Consider the following 16052-nt stretch of genomic DNA (forward strand, 5'->3'; position numbering starts at 1 on the left):
GACTGAAAAGGCCATTTATTACAGAATAACTGTAATAAATGGCCTTTTCATGTAATGCAGATATTTTTATTCGCTGTCGATAATAATTGACGAAAAATGCCTGTTTTATAAGGGGTTTTTCGCCAAAATACAGGATGGTTAGTACGCTTTTTTAATAGGTTTGTAGTTGGTATAGCCATATATTTGTTTGAGAAAAGTTCATAAGATTACAAAATTATTGTATGAAAGCGTTGACATATTAATTTTGGATGCTTATAATTCGATCTGAGATACAGAAAAACTGTATTAATCAAGGGGAGTTATCTACAGGGCAAAAAGGAGCGTGGTTCCAAGCTTTGGATTTGCTTAAGGCGTTATGGCAAATATTTTATAGTGGGAGGTTAAGTATGAAGAACAATGCAAAGCGTTATTTTAGTCTTTTATTTGTGTTAATACTGATCATTTCGACTGTAACAGCATGTAGTGGCAACAGTGCAAACAATGGGGCTGATAAGGGTGTCTCCAACAACAAAGAGAACGAGAGCACAGCCAAAGACCCGGTTGAGTTTACAGATATCAGCGCAGACATACGCGGCAATACAGCCCCAACGCAAGAGCAAATCGACGAAGTTAATCATTCCTTGAATGATACATACCTCGGCGACGTCTTCGATGAAGTCATTCCAAATGATTACTCAGCTTATCCTGTTAAAGGTGATGTGGTTCTGGATGTATGGATGCCTGCGAATTCCAATATTCCGGATATGAACAATCATGCTGTCCAGAAGCAGGTGGAGCAATTAACGGGAATCAAAGTAAACTTCATCACGCCGCCAATCGGCCAGGAAGCGGATGCCTTCACGCTGATGATCTCCTCCGGTGAACTGCCTGACATTATCATTGAGCCGGGACGTTATCCGGGAGGTTTTGAAGCGGGCGTAAATGACGGTGCTTATATCGATCTGACAGATCTGATGGAGAAAAATGCTCCGAACTATACGAAGTGGCGCAATTCGGATGAATCAAGAAGAAAAACCACGGTCACGGATGACGGCAAGCTGCTCGGCTTCTATGGCATCGCCCCATATTCAGAGTGGACTTGGTTTGGAACATTGATTAAGCAGGAAGCGCTGGACAAAACAGGGCTTGAAGTTCCAAATACGATTGATGAATGGCATACCTTCCTGACAAAAGCAAAGGAAGTCGGATACAAAGCACCACTTAATTACGGCTCTACTTACGGCCAGATTTTTACCGGCATCATAAATGGCGCATATGGAGTATGGGATTGGACGTTCCTTGATGAGAATGGAAAAGTGGCCTGGGGGCCAGCACAGCCGAAAGCTAAGGAATATTTGACCACCATGCAGCAATGGAACAAAGAAGGATTACTGAACCCGGACTGGGCAACGGCAGACTTTAACCAGAGAATGGCGAGCGCCATTTCGGGAGATACCGCGATGATGATGGACTCTCCGGATACGATGTGGAGTTATTGGAAAGAGCAGAGCGGTATCGACTTTGTGGGCGCACTGAACCCGGTTCTGAACAAAGGAGATAAGTCCGCAACCACGTACAAAAATTTCAAAAGAGCGGGGATCGAAGCTGCAATCACCACGCAAAGCAAAAATGTAGAAGCGGCAATGGCTTGGCTTGATTTTAATTACAGTAAAAAGGGCTGGGAATTGATTAACTTTGGTGAATATGGCACGGTCCACCTGATTGATGAGACGGGAATGCCTTATTATCCAGAGAACAGTTATATCTTTAAAGACCCTGAAGGTCAGCCCGTATCGACAACCTTATGGAAATACCGGATGCACAACTGGCCGGATATCCGGGATGAGCATCATTCCAACCCGCTGATCGCTGCCAAAGGAAGTTACTCGGGAGACATTCGCAAGAATTGGACAGAAAATATGGACACCAGTATGGCTATGCCACCTATTTCCTTTACCAAAGATGAAGCTTCGCGGGAAGCCGAGCTTGGAAACCAGCTGTCGACACTGCGTGGAGAGTATTTTGCAAAAATCATAATGGGAGACCTGCCGGTAGATGCCTATGATAAATTTTTGAAAGAAGCTCAGAGTATGGGACTGGAAGAGTTTTTGAGTATCCATCAGGCAGCCTTAGATCGATATAACAAACGATAGGTGGTTGTTTTATGGAAATATTACGAAAAAACAGAGCGATAAAGCCCATTCCTCAGGATGCCAAACCTAAAAATACCAAGTTAGTGATTAAGAAGGATTTGAAAAAGAACTGGTTTGTCTATCTGTTGGCTGTCCCTGTTGTAGCGTGGTTCCTGATTTTCTGCTACGGGCCGATGTGGGGGGTTATGATCGCCTTCAAGGATTTTAAACCCCTGCTGGGGTTTGGCCAGAGCGAGTGGGTAGGGTTTAAGCACTTTATTGATTTTTTCCAAGGGCCTTATTTCTGGCGGGTCGTTAAAAACACCCTTCTCCTCAATGTTTGGGGGATTGCCTTTGGATTTACAGCCCCGATTATTCTGTCCTTGATGCTGAACGAAATCCGTGGGGTTAAGTTTAAAAAAGTGGTCCAAACGATCACCTATATGCCGCACTTTATTTCCCTGGTGGTGGTATGCGGGATCATTCATATCTTTGCCGCAGATGAAGGGATTATCACGCAAATCCTGCAATTTATTACCGGAAAAGAGTACTCTTCACTGCTCGGCTACTCTTCGTTCTTCCGGCCGATTTATACCTTCTCCGGCATTTGGCAGAGCATCGGCTGGGATAGCATCATCTACCTTGCGGCGATGAGTTCCATCGATACTTCATTATATGAAGCTGCTGAAATTGACGGAGTGGGACGGATTAAAAAAATGTGGCATATTACGCTGCCGCAGATCAGCCCAGTTATCATCATTCTGTTTATTTTTGCCATCGGCGGGTTGATGTCGTCCGGGTACGAGAAGATTATCCTGCTGTACAATCCTCTGATCTATGATACGGCGGATGTTATTGCCTCTTACGTGTATCGTCGCGGTTTAAGAGAAGCCAGTCTTAGTTATTCCACGGCTGTGGGCTTGGTCAGCTCAATCGTTAACTTCGGGCTGCTCTGGATGACCAATACAATAGCCAAACGCAGGTCCGAGGTCAGCTTATGGTAAGAAAGAGGGACAGCTATGAAAGATAATTTGCAGCGTAAAGCGAAAAAAAGACGAAAACATAAATCCATCGGCGACAGAGTGTTTGACGGCACACTTTATACTCTGCTGACCGCATTAACCTTGGTGTGTTTTTATCCGATCCTGCACATCCTGTTTGCCTCCGTCAGCGACCCCGGCATGTTGATTGCTCATAAAGGGATTTTGCTGAAACCGCTGGGATTCACTTTGGATGGCTATAAGCTGGTATTTAAAGATAACAGTCTGATCAACGGCTATAAAAACACGATTATATATGTAGGATTAGGCACATTAGTCAACATGATCATGACCATTCTGGGAGCTTATGTATTATCCAGACGAGGATTGTATTTCAAAAACTTCATCATGATCCTGATTACAATCACCATGTTTTTTGGCGGCGGGTTGATTCCCTGGTTCTTATTAATGAAGGATATTGGTCTGTACAATAATTTGTGGGCCATGATTTTGCCAAGTGCTTTAAGCACATGGAACATTATTATCCTACGAACTAGCTTTCAAGCCATTCCGCAGGAATTGGAAGAAGCGGCTACCATAGACGGGGCAAGTCAGGCCCATATTTTAACGAATGTGATTCTTCCGCTGTCCAAAGCTACGCTGGCCGTAATCTTTTTATACTATTTAGTGGGGAACTGGAACTCATGGTTTAATGCGATGGTGTTGTTGAAGGACAGACAGCTGTTCCCACTGCAGCTATTAATGAAGGAAATATTAGTAGCTAATGATGCAACCGCAACCTCGATCGGCAGTGCAGGCGGGGTAGTCATCGATAGTGCCCAGAGCCAGACGGCTTTCCGCGAGCTGGTTAAGTATTGTGCGATCGTCGTTTCTACGCTTCCTATATTAATGGTATATCCTTTCTTGCAAAAATATTTTGTTAAAGGTGTTTACGTAGGTTCGATTAAAGGATAGCGGGCAAAAAAACAAGTTCATCTTATATAGAAATTATTTAATAGGAGTGAAGTACACCATGTTGACAGAAGCAAGCAGCACATCCGTTCCACGTCCAGAATATCCAAGACCCCAATTTGCCCGTAAGGATTGGCTTAGCCTAAATGGAGAGTGGGATTTTACGTTTGATGATGAAGATGTCGGTGAGGAAGAACAATGGTATCGGACGGACACAAAGGGTTTATTTTCACGGGTTATTCAAGTGCCCTTCGCGTTTCAGAGCAAGCTGAGCGGGATTGAAGATCCTTCATTTCATGATGTTGTGTGGTATAGAAGAACTTTTGAAGTTCCTGAGGATTGGAATGGGAAGCGGATTGTCCTCCATTTCGGCGCCGTTGATTATTTGGCAAAAGTCTGGGTGAATGGTCAACTGGTGGCCGTGCATGAAGGCGGACATACACCATTTCAGGTCGATATCACTCCTTCGCTGCTCAAAGGAAGGAATACCATCATACTGCGCGCAGAGGATTTCAGCCGCGATGTCACCTTGCCGCGGGGCAAGCAATATTGGCTGGAGCAGTCTGCTGCTATCTTTTATACCCGCACAACCGGAATCTGGCAGAGTGTCTGGCTTGAACCGCTGTCTGCAGTGCATCTGAGTAAATCCATGATGACACCTGATATTGACCGCAATGAAATCCGGCTTCGAACCTTTCTGCAAGGATTTAAGTCTGCTGATCCGCTCAAGCTGCGCATAACGGTATCGTATGACAGTGAAGTAATTGCGGAAGATCAATATATGGTCATGAATGGTGAGCAGCTGCGCACTATCGGCTTGGGTGATTTTGCGGATCATGGTCTTGGACGTTTATGGAGCCCTGAGCATCCGAATTTGTATGATATTCAATTCCAATTGCTTCGGAATGAGGAAGTAATTGATGAAGCAGTGAGTTATTTCGGCATGCGTAAGGTGTCGATTGAAAATGGCAAGCTATGCTTGAATAACCGCCCATATTTCCAGAGACTGGTGCTGGATCAGGGATACTTCCCTGACGGGATACTAACCGCACCTACAGACGAAGAGCTGAAACGGGATGCCCAGCTGACGAAAGAAATGGGCTTTAACGGGGTGAGAAAACATCAGAAGACAGAAGATCCCCGGTTCCTGTATTGGTGTGATAAGCTCGGCCTGCTGGTATGGAGTGAGGCAGCCAATGCTTACGAATATTCCGAGGAGTATGTCCGCCGCTTCACGAAGGAATGGCAGGAGATCATCGAGCGCGACTATAACCATCCTTGTATTGTGACCTGGGTTCCGCTTAATGAGAGCTGGGGTGTTCCCAATGTCCAGATTGATACACGTCAGCAGCAGCACGGATTGGCTATGTATCATTTAACGAAATCCTTGGATGAGATGAGACCTGTTGTGTATAACGATGGGTGGGAGCATATGACTACAGATTTGGTGACTATTCATGACTATGAGAGCCATCAGGCAGTGCTGGAGGAGAGATATGCCACGGCAGAATCTTCTGTAAATGCGATGCCGGCCAACCGCAAAATATTTGTCGGTGGAGCTTCGTATCAAGGCCAGCCGATTCTCGTATCCGAGTTTGGTGGAATTGCCTTCAAGAAAAGTGAGTGGGAGGGCTGGGGTTATTCTGGGGCAGAGAATGAAGAGGATTTCCTGATGAAGCTCAAGGCTGTGGTTGACCCGATGTTCACTTCCCCGGTGATCCAAGGGTATTGCTATACCCAGCTGACGGATGTCGAGCAGGAAATCAACGGACTGCTCACCTATGATAGACAGCCCAAAGCTCCGCTTGAAGCGATCCGCAACATTATGATGCATATCCAATAAATAACATTTACTAAAAGGAGTTACACCATGACACAACAAGCAACGCTTCCGCGTCCTGAATATCCCCGCCCTGACTTTATTCGACCAGAGTGGATCAATCTGAACGGCCAGTGGCAATTCGAAATTGATCATGGCAAAAGTGGGAAGGAACGCGGATACCCTGTTAACGAACATAATCTCTCAGGGACAATTACTGTGCCCTTCTGTCCGGAAAGCAAGCTGTCCGGTGTAGAATATAAAGATTTTATGGCTGCTGTATGGTATAAAAGGGAGTTTACCGTGCCGGAGAGCTGGACAAATGGCAGAGTTATCCTTCATTTTGGCGCCGTTGATTATATGGCGGAGGTCTGGGTGAACGGCGTATCCGTAGGTACGCACCGCGGAGGATATACTCCGTTTAGCTTTGATATTACTTCTAATCTTTTAGCGGGCAGTAATGTGATTACTGTCTATGCTGAAGACGACGTTCGATCGGGACGACAGCCACGGGGCAAGCAGAGTGAACAGTTCCATTCGCACGGCTGTGATTATACACGCACTACAGGAATCTGGCAGACGGTATGGCTTGAGCAAGTCCCTGAAACCTATCTGTCTAATCTGAAAGTTGTCGCTGATCCCGACAATGGCTGTGTGCACCTCGAAATGAAGGTACAAGGGAACGCAGCGGGGGACACGCTTAGGGCCACTGCTCTTTATGGCGGCAAACCCGTTGGGGACAGCAGTGTGATCGTTTCCGGACCCTCTATAAAACTTACGATTCCACTATCAGAGATTCACTTGTGGGAAGTTGGAAACGCCAGATTGTATGACCTGAAGTTGTCCTTGCATAGTCAGGGACGGGAGAGTGACGTGGTCCATTCTTATTTTGGACTCCGCACGGTACGACTGGATGGGATGGCATTCCGGATCAATGGGAAATCCGTATTTCAGCGGTTAGTTCTGGATCAAGGTTTTTATCCGGAGGGAATCTATACCGCTCCTACTGATGAAGATCTGCGCAGAGACATCGAAATCTCAATAGGGCTTGGCTTCAATGGCGCGAGGCTTCACGAGAAGATCTTTGAACCGCGTTATCTTTATTGGGCTGACCAATTAGGTTATCTTGTCTGGGGAGAGCATGCCAATTGGGGGCTGAATATTACTGGAGCGGATAGCCTGACTCACTTCCTACCGGAATGGCTCGAAGGTATGCAGCGTGATTTCAATCATCCCGCGCTGATCGGCTGGTGCCCTTTTAATGAGACCTGGGACCGGGACGGTGCGAAACAGCATAACCCCGTGCTCCAGATTGTTTACGACGTAACAAAACGTATGGATCCAACACGTCCAGTAATTGATACAAGCGGCAACTTCCATGTGGCTACAGATATCTTCGATCTTCATGACTATGACCAGAATCCGCAGACGTTCCGGGACAGATATGAACCGATGAAAAGTGGCGGAGAAGTATTCAATACCTTCCCGGATCGCCAAACATATGAAGGTCAACCTTACTTCATCAGCGAGTATGGCGGAATTTGGTGGAACCCGCAGCAGAAAGATGAAAAATCATGGGGGTATGGGGACAGACCGACCTCAGAGCAAATGTTTATCGAACGCTACGAGGGGTTGACGAATGTTCTATTGGATCATCCGCTGATGTTTGGATTCTGCTATACCCAGCTGTACGATGTGGAGCAGGAAGTCAATGGACTGTACACTTATGACAGACAGCCGAAGTTCGACCCCGAGCGAATCCGCGGCATCAATGCGCGTAAGGCTGCAATTGAAGATTAGAGGCGCTACGTAACTATTCATTCGAAAGGAATGTGATAGATTATGAAAGTGAATTTCCGGCAAAAATGTCTGGTCGCCTTAAGTGTTCTTCTTATTCTTCCAATGGGGAAGGTGACCCTAGCTGTCTCTGATCATAATGACTTTTACAATGTGGTTATGCAGGACGGGGCGGACCCATGGGTGTATAAACATACAGATGGCTTCTATTATTTCACCAAAACAACAGGTGGCAATGTTACCCTCTGGAAGTCAGCCCAGTTGACCACTATTGATGCAGCGCCTACTAAAGTTGTCAACACGGGCGGTAGCGGCATCTGGGCGCCTGAGCTACATTATATAAACGGAGCTTGGTATATCTACTATGCGATGGACGACGGAGATAACGTAAACCACCGCATGCATGTAATGGAGAACACAGCGGCAGACCCGATGCAGGGAACTTGGCAGTACAAAGGCCAGATCACAGATTCAAGCAATAAGTGGGCTATAGACGGTACTGTGCTGCAAGTGAACGGCGAGCTGTATTTTATCTGGTCCGGCTGGGAGGGGAATGTTAATGTGCGGCAGAATCTCTATATCGCGCATATGAGTAATCCCTGGACCATTGATTCCGAACGCGTAGAGATTTCAAGACCAACGTATAGCTGGGAAACGAATCATTCCCCAAATGTGAATGAAGGACCACAGGTGATTATAAATGGAGAAGTCATTAGTTTGGTCTACTCGGCAAGCGGAAGCTGGACTAATGATTATTGTCTGGGACTGATCACCGCAGACATCTCCAGTGATCTGTTGAATCCGGCATCATGGAATAAACGCAATCAGCCTATCTTTTCCTCAGGCAATGGACTTTATGGACCTGGACACCATTCGTTTACAAAGTCTCCTGACGGCCAAGAGGATTGGATCATGTACCATGTCGCCAAATACAATAACGCTGGCTGGAACCGCGAGGTGCGGATGCAGAAATTCAGCTGGAATGCTGATCATACACCTAATCTGGGTATTCCCGTTGACCCTAATCTTCCGATAACTTTGCCTTCAGGTGAAACCATGCATACCCGCTACGAAGCGGAAAAAGGGACATTTGGCGGCGATGCCTATGCCTCTTCGAGTCCCAAGGGCTCGGGTGGGCTTAAGGCGGGTCATATTGATACGCCGGACAGTTACGTGGAATTTTCGGTTGATGCGGCAGCCGCAGGCGAGTATATTCTTTTGGCTCGAACGGCGAATGGAACGGCTGGCGGGAATTGGTCGAATTTTCAGCTTAGTGTCAATGCAGGACCTTCCAGCCCATTCTATATCACCAATAAAGGGTGGGAGAATTGGGGGCTGTCCACAGCCCGGGTTCAACTGAAGGCAGGCATGAACAAGCTTCGTTTTACCAAAGGCGAAGGTTACGGAGAAATTGATTTCATTGATATTAAGCCATTGTGAATCGAACAATCCTAAGAGACATATGAAATGGCTTCCGGTTTTCCGGAGGTCATTTCTAGGTGAAAGGGCTTGTAGGTGTAATTGTTTTTCATCTCATTAAGAAGTAAGATTAGGATAATTATTAGGATACAAGGAGAGCTGATTTGTGCTGGAACTTAGCTTAAACGACCCGGAAAAATTAGTCACAGTAACGCATGCTTTATCAACTCGTTCTAGGGTTGATATTCTTCGGCTCTTAAACTCCAAAAACTTAAATATTATTGAAATCGCTGAGAGGCTGAAGCTTCCAGTGTCGACGGTAGCAAGCAATATTAAAGTATTAGAAGCAGCAGAGTTAATTCATACAGAATTGCTTCCGGCTTCACGCGGGGCAATGAAAGTTTGCAGCCGGAATTATGATGATCTTCATATTGCCTTGAATTTGAAAGAACCGATGTCAAAGGGATTAACTCATGTCTATGAAGTAGAGATGCCGATCGGCCATTATAGCGACTGTGAGGTATCTCCTACTTGCGGAATGGCTAATAGCGAGGGTCTTATTATCAAAGAAGATGAACCGTCGAGCTTTTATCACCCTAAACATGTCAACGCCCAGCTGATCTGGCTCCGCAAAGGATTTCTGGAATATTTGCTGCCTATGGATATCCCCTCCGGAGCACAAATTGAATCGCTGGAATTATCCATGGAGATCTGTTCGGAAGCTCCGAATTATGACCAGAACTGGCCTTCGAACATCTCTGTATGGGTGAATGGATCGGAGATCGGCATGTGGACCAGTCCCGGTGATTTCGGTGACCGGCGGGGCAAGCTGAATCCGAACTGGTGGTGGGATGGATCTACACAATACGGGTTTCTCAAGACCTGGCGTGTTGACCATGAAAAGACGACACTTGATATGGAGAAGGTGTCGAATGTTTCCTTAAATGATCTTCTGATTAACCGGAGCCCTAAATTGCGGCTGCGCATTGGAATCAACCCTGATGCAGTTCATCAAGGCGGACTTAACCTGTTCGGGCGCCAGTTTGGCGATTATGAACAACATATTATGATGAAGGTAAAATATACCATGGATCAGGATGAAGTAGAACTTTAGCTTAGGAGATGAACAAAGCAAGGCGGTTCCTCGGAAACGAATCTTCGTATCCAAGGAACCGCCTTGCTTTGTTTGTTCTGGATGTAAAGCTAGAGTGTGCGCCGTAGGGCGGCACGCTGAAGGGTGATCATCCAGTCAACGGACGGCTCAACCAGCGGGTGAAAGAGCCGTTTAACGGACGGCTGAGCCAGCAATACGGTGAATAATACGGCGGTGAGCAGCAGGACTACTGCCCCAGCAGCATTGCCAATATAGGTGTAAATCCCGGAAACGGCAGCCAGACGAACGATAAAACCATGAAGCAGGAAAACATACAACGTGCGGCGCCCCCAGTCGGTCATGCGGCTCGCTCCGTAAGGTACGAGGCCGAGGAAAGCGAGTGAAGCGACAATTTGTAGTCCGTACAGTCCCAGACGGTATACGCCTGCATACCATACATTGGCATCAAGCTGCATATAGGTCATGCTGCCATATAACCAGCCAAAGGGAAATCCTACCCCCCATGCGGCCATGATGGCAAGGAGTAGAATGGAGGCGGCTGCTGCAAAGATTTTGATATATTTCTGATAGAGCTTGACGAAGGTTTCGAAGGAGAAATGATAGCCGATAATGAAAAAAGGCAAATATACAAAGGTACGGCTGATGCTAAACCATACACCGTCCAGCTGGAGATATCCGACAGCCACCCCCGCTGTTACAGCGAAGAGGAGCTTAGCGGTTATGGACCATCTGCTCATACCGAGCATCAGGAGGCGCCAGCAGGCATGACTGGCCAGAAACCATAGGAGCAGATAGGGTGCGAAAATGGAATGCTGGATGTTGCTTACATGAAAGAGGGAAACGTCGAGTGCGGAATATAAGCTTTGAAAAATGAGGTATTGCAATCCAATTTGCAGCAGCATTTTGCGGCCGGTAGTTCCGGCAAGGCTTTTTCTGGCGAAATAGCCGGTCACCAGTACGAACAGCGGCATGTGAAAGCTGAAAATCCACATATATAATCCGTGTATTCCGCTCATTTTGTTAATCAGAGGTTCAATTGCATTACCGGCAAAAACAGTGATAATAAGCATAAAACGCAGGTTGAGAAAAAAGGTTTCTCCGCGCGTTTCCAGCGAGTTTTCCCCTACCATGATTTAGCCTCCAAATTATGCTGTATGCAAATTAATTTAATTTTAAAATACTAGATTTTCTTTGATTTAATTGTGAATTAAGTCACAATAGAAAGCGTTATCATGTGTGCGAAATGTGGCGATGTGTTGAAGGTTGTTAGAATAGAGGGATTCCACTATAATTTTTATATGCATTAACATCTGGGAGTGGAACATGTTGAAGAGAAGAATAACTAAGCGTCGCGTCGCTATTTTTGTATTGATTATTTTAGTGGTAGCCGGGTTGCTGATATGGAAGTATTTAACGCCATATGCACCGGCTCAAGAAGCCGAAACTGCACTGATTTCAAGTGGCGGAGTTACCGTCGAACAGAATGATAATTGGATCTCGTTCGAACCTTCCATTACTAAAGGCGCCTCGATTATTTTTTATCCCGGGGCTTTGGTTAAACCGGAAGCCTATTCCCCTCTTGCGAAGAGCGTCGCTGCTGCAGGGCATCCCTTCTACATCGCCAAAATGCCGTTTAATTTAGCCGTAACGAAGGGGGATGCTGCAGAAGAGATTATTCGTGTGCATCCGAAGCAATCTTTTGTGCTGGGTGGACATTCACTTGGGGGTGTCATGGCCTCACGTTACGCAATTGAGCATACGGACCAACTGGAAGGTGTATTTTTCTTAGCCTCTTATCCAGATGAAAAGGGCAGTCTACGAGAGACTACTTTGTCAGTGTTGTCGGTTGTGGGTACTGAGGATCAAGTGATTGACAGAGATAGCTACAACAAAGGGCGCTCCTATCTGCCAGATAATACAGTTTATAGTTCAATTATAGGTGGGAATCATGCGCAATTTGGCAGCTACGGGCCTCAGAAGGGGGACGGCGAAGCCACAATATCCGAGGAAGAGCAGCAGAGTCGCACAGTAAGTGCCCTGTTGGATTGGCTGGGAAATCTGAGGTAGTTACGGGTCATTCAACAGAGGGAGGAAACAATTCATGCCCATATTACACATTAACGATGAATGCGTTCCCTGCTCCGGAATATTGTTTGATAAAGACGGGACGTTACTCGATCTATTAGCCAACTGGGGGAATTGGGCGGAGCTTGTGCTGCGTGGACTGGAAGATCAACTCGCGATCATGGGAGCGGGATTTATTGTAGAGCGCAGCAAGGTGCTGGGTACGCAACATGATCCGCAAGGGAAGTTAATAGGGTACGACCCGGCGGGGCCGCTTACCATGGCTACAGAAGAAGAAAGTTACGGTGTACTCGCATGGCAGCTATATGCAGCAGGAGTTCCTTGGAATGAAGCGCTGACCCGTGTGAAAAGCATAACTAAAAACGCGATGTATGAATTACGCCGACGCCGTATGGCACAGCCTTTAGCGGGACTTCATTCTTTTTTGGAGCAATGCTCTGCGGCATCGCTTAAGCTTGGCGTGGTTACCTCCGACGGGGCAAAGACCACCGGAGAGCATTTGGAATGGCTTAATGTGGCAGGCTATTTTGATTCGGTAGTTACTAGGGACAGAGTAAAAAACGGAAAACCAGCTCCTGAAATGGCTGAATTGGCCTGCCGGGAGTTAGGGCTTTCGCCTGAAGAGACGATTATTATTGGGGACAGTAATGCCGATATGCAATTAGGTAAAGGTGCAGGACTTCGCCTCGCAATTGGGATTTCCGCCAGTGGTGATGGGGAGCACCTTATAGATGCAGATGTAATCATTTCCGGTTTCAATGAGCTTCGGATCACTTACTGATCAGCTAATAAAAGGAAAGGATGTGCTACTTAGCATGGATCAATTGCAGACACTTGCTTCTTGGATCAAAGAAAGTGACAATATCGTTTTTTTCGGAGGGGCGGGTACGTCTACAGAGAGTGGAATTCCTGATTTCCGCTCCGCAGCTGGATTATATCAAACTCAGCACAATTCACCTTATCCACCTGAAGTGATGCTGAGCCGCACTTTTTTTATGTCCTCACCGGACATTTTTTTTGATTTTTACCGCAGTAAAATGATTCATCCAGAGGCCCGTCCGAATGGTGCGCATCAGCTACTAGCGGAGTTGGAACAGCAGGGGAAGCTGAAAGCGGTGATTACGCAAAATATTGACGGCCTGCACCAGCAGGCGGGTAGCCGTAGTGTCCTTGAGCTGCATGGTTCGATCCATCGCAACTATTGTATGGACTGCTCACGGTATTACGGGCTGGATCAACTGCTGGAAATGACTGAGATCGTTCCTCACTGCCCGGAATGTGGCGGAATTATCAAGCCGGATGTGGTTTTATATGAAGAAGAATTGGATCACTCCGTGCTTATGGGCTCTGTAGCAGCGATTGCCTCTGCAGATATGCTTATTATTGGTGGAACCTCGCTAACGGTTCAACCTGCGGCCAGTCTGGTGACTTATTTCCGGGGCAAACGTACGGTGCTGCTGAACGGAGATCCCACACCTTATGATGATCAGGCGGATCTGCTGATTACAGATCGAATTGGAAAAGTAATGGGCAGTGTCAAGGATCTATTAAGCTAGAAGGAAAAAGCTGTCCTTTGGTTTCTCTTGCCAGATTATTATTACGCTCAGAAGTTTAAAGATAAGGTAGGCTCACAACAGCGTGTAATGAGAGGCAGGGATAAGCAATGGTATATGTAGCAGACGATAAACGGTATGACAACATGCGTTATAATCGTTGCGGGAACTCAGGTCTCAAGCTCCCAGCAATCTCATTAGGATTATGGCAGAATTTTGGTGGGATCGATAATTACGAAAACGGCAGAGAAATGATCACTCGTGCTTTTGATCTTGGAATTACCCATTTTGATCTGGCCAACAACTATGGTCCACCAGCTGGTTCAGCAGAAGAGCTGTTCGGTAAAGTTCTTGCCAATGATATGTATCCTTATCGTGATGAAATAGTGATTTCTACAAAAGCAGGGTATAACATGTGGCCCGGCCCTTATGGGGAATGGGGTTCACGTAAATATATGCTGGCTAGTCTGGATCAGAGCCTGAAGCGGCTAGGCCTAGATTATGTTGATATTTATTACTCTCATCGTCCAGACCCGGAAACACCGCTTGAAGAAACCATGCAGGCGCTGGATTATGCGGTACGTTCTGGCAAAGCTTTATATATAGGACTATCCAACTATAATGCGGAGCAGACGGCTGAAGCCCTCAGTATTCTAAAAAGCCTGGGCACACCGCTCTTAATCCATCAGCCTAGTTATTCTATGCTCGATCGTTGGATTGAGGGTGGCTTACAGGATGTACTGGAACATAGTGGTGTAGGAAGCATCGCTTTTACACCCTTGGCTGAAGGCTTGTTAACCAACAAATATTTGAATGGTATTCCAGAAGGGTCAAGAGCTGCCAAGCCGTCTGCCGCCTTGAATGAGAGCCGGATTACACCGGAGGTGCAGCGGAGGATTCGCGCACTTAATCAGCTTGCGGTTTCGCGAGGACAGAGTCTGGCTCAGTTTGCACTGGCTTGGACACTCCGGGGTGGCAAGGTTACTTCTGCCTTAATTGGAGCAAGCAGAGTGGATCAGATTGAAGAGAATATAGCTGCTTTAGCTAATCCTGATTTCAGTCCGGAGGAGTTAGAGCGGATTGAAACGATTCTAAAGACAGAACTATAGCATATTGAACACAGTAACAGCCCGGTTCCTTACGTTAAGGAAGGCGGGCTGTTGTTGTATAGTGGATTTATGGATTTATGGATTTACGGATTAAAGGGCAAACTAACGTTCAGGTTTCTCTGCTTGTCTCGTTGTAGTCATCCGGTAAGCCGTCGGTGACTGGGCACAAAACCGTTTGAATTGGCGAGAGAAGTATAAAGCATCGGTGAGCCCCACAGATGCTGCTACCTGTTCCACGGACAGCTCCGGTCGTTCACGCAGCAGTTGTCTGGACTTTTCAATCCGCAGCTTCAGCAAGTAGGTCACCGGAGATAATCCGGTCTCTTGCTTAAATACACGGGACAGGTAGGCTCGATTATAACCCAGCGTATCACACATTTGTTCAATAGAGACCGGGTGCGCATATTGAGAAGCCATGTAGTGGATCATTTGCTTCACAGTACGCTTAACCTGTGATTCTGCGCCGGGAAGACGAGAGAAGGAAGAGAGCAAATCAGCTGCTTCGCCGACAATGAGATAGAGATAGCCAAGCGAAGTCAGATGGGCACTCTCTTTGTTGGCGTTGAAGGCTTGCATGATGCTGGATAGGGCACCTGGAATGAGGCTTTCACCTGTTGTAGTCACCACAGGCTGTTGTGGTGTGAACCCTGTCTGCAGCACCAGATCGTCAGCTTCGCTGCCAGTAAAAGCTGCCCAGCGATAGCACCAGGGCTGGTCTTTATCCGAGACGTAACTGACTAATTGTCCCGGATGGATCAAGAAGCAGTCCCCTTTACCCAACTCATATTTATGATGTTCTGTACGGAAAACGCCCGAGCCAGATTCTATGAAATGCAGCAAATAATAATCATAGATCTTGGGTCCAGCTTGATGCATGGGCAGGGTCTGACTCTGGCCGGCAAACAGTACATGAAGGTTCTGTTTATCGTAATACACTGGATTGGATCCTACGGAATAAGTATGCTCCATTTGGGACAGCCTTTCTTGTGTTAATGTCATTTAATGGCTTATAGTTTAGAGAGTAACAGTAATATATGTAATTATTATATTATGGGAAGTCACATTTATCCATACATTACACACATGATTGCAT

General features: G+C 46.5%; 13 protein-coding genes. 11 read left to right on the forward strand and 2 right to left on the reverse strand.

Going from position 1 to position 16052, the window contains the following annotated elements:
• Positions 1–386: 386 nt before the first annotated feature.
• The 7 genes from NST58_RS09035 to NST58_RS09065 all read left to right on the forward strand — a co-directional run bounded on the left by NST58_RS09035 (position 387) and on the right by NST58_RS09065 (position 10212).
• Positions 387–2132 carry an extracellular solute-binding protein gene (locus NST58_RS09035; protein WP_076126335.1) on the forward strand — a complete coding sequence of 582 codons (1746 nt, stop codon included), beginning with the start codon at positions 387–389 and terminating at the stop codon, positions 2130–2132.
• A gap of 11 nt (positions 2133–2143) precedes the next feature.
• Positions 2144–3115 (forward strand): ABC transporter permease subunit, encoded by a 972-nt coding sequence (locus tag NST58_RS09040; protein WP_036680973.1) that lies wholly within the window; start codon positions 2144–2146, stop codon positions 3113–3115.
• 15 nt (positions 3116–3130) lie between these two features.
• Entirely contained in the window at positions 3131–4066 is a 936-nt protein-coding gene (locus NST58_RS09045) for a carbohydrate ABC transporter permease (RefSeq protein ID WP_076126337.1), read from the forward strand.
• 58 nt (positions 4067–4124) lie between these two features.
• Positions 4125–5906: a sugar-binding domain-containing protein gene (locus NST58_RS09050; RefSeq protein WP_339247411.1), complete on the forward strand. Its 1782-nt coding sequence runs from the start codon at positions 4125–4127 to the stop codon at positions 5904–5906.
• 27 nt (positions 5907–5933) lie between these two features.
• A complete protein-coding gene (locus tag NST58_RS09055) occupies positions 5934–7682 on the forward strand; it encodes a sugar-binding domain-containing protein (protein ID WP_076308700.1) in 1749 nt (582 codons plus the stop codon).
• Between the two features lie 42 nt (positions 7683–7724).
• A complete protein-coding gene (locus tag NST58_RS09060; protein ID WP_339247413.1) occupies positions 7725–9119 on the forward strand; it encodes a family 43 glycosylhydrolase in 1395 nt (464 codons plus the stop codon).
• 145 nt (positions 9120–9264) lie between these two features.
• Positions 9265–10212, forward strand: coding sequence for an ArsR family transcriptional regulator (locus NST58_RS09065; RefSeq protein ID WP_076126345.1), 948 nt, complete (start codon positions 9265–9267; stop codon positions 10210–10212).
• Positions 10213–10301: 89 nt separating this feature from the next.
• On the opposite strand, the gene NST58_RS09070 is transcribed toward NST58_RS09065, so the two are convergent.
• Positions 10302–11342, reverse strand: coding sequence for a fucose 4-O-acetylase (locus NST58_RS09070; protein ID WP_076141373.1), 1041 nt, complete (start codon positions 11340–11342; stop codon positions 10302–10304).
• 193 nt (positions 11343–11535) lie between these two features.
• Between NST58_RS09070 and NST58_RS09075 the strand changes: the two genes are divergently transcribed.
• The 4 genes from NST58_RS09075 to mgrA all read left to right on the forward strand — a co-directional run bounded on the left by NST58_RS09075 (position 11536) and on the right by mgrA (position 14959).
• On the forward strand, positions 11536–12279 hold the full coding sequence (locus tag NST58_RS09075; protein ID WP_076126350.1) for an alpha/beta hydrolase: 744 nt from the start codon (positions 11536–11538) through the stop codon (positions 12277–12279).
• Positions 12280–12313: 34 nt separating this feature from the next.
• A complete protein-coding gene (locus tag NST58_RS09080) occupies positions 12314–13078 on the forward strand; it encodes an HAD-IA family hydrolase (RefSeq protein ID WP_339247417.1) in 765 nt (254 codons plus the stop codon).
• Positions 13079–13112: 34 nt separating this feature from the next.
• Positions 13113–13853, forward strand: a complete 741-nt coding sequence (locus NST58_RS09085; RefSeq protein ID WP_076192851.1) for an NAD-dependent protein deacylase — start codon at positions 13113–13115, stop codon at positions 13851–13853.
• Between the two features lie 107 nt (positions 13854–13960).
• Positions 13961–14959 (forward strand): L-glyceraldehyde 3-phosphate reductase, encoded by a 999-nt coding sequence (mgrA, locus tag NST58_RS09090; RefSeq protein WP_076126356.1) that lies wholly within the window; start codon positions 13961–13963, stop codon positions 14957–14959.
• Between the two features lie 102 nt (positions 14960–15061).
• Here the strand turns inward: mgrA and NST58_RS09095 are convergent, their stop codons facing one another.
• The gene (locus NST58_RS09095; protein ID WP_076126358.1) at positions 15062–15928 is read right to left on the reverse strand and encodes an AraC family transcriptional regulator; all 867 of its coding nucleotides are present in this window, start codon (positions 15926–15928) and stop codon (positions 15062–15064) included.
• Positions 15929–16052 lie beyond the last annotated feature (124 nt).

The sequence above is a fragment of the Paenibacillus sp. FSL R10-2796 genome (assembly GCF_037965315.1).
Lineage (GTDB): Bacteria > Bacillota > Bacilli > Paenibacillales > Paenibacillaceae > Paenibacillus_AQ > Paenibacillus_AQ odorifer.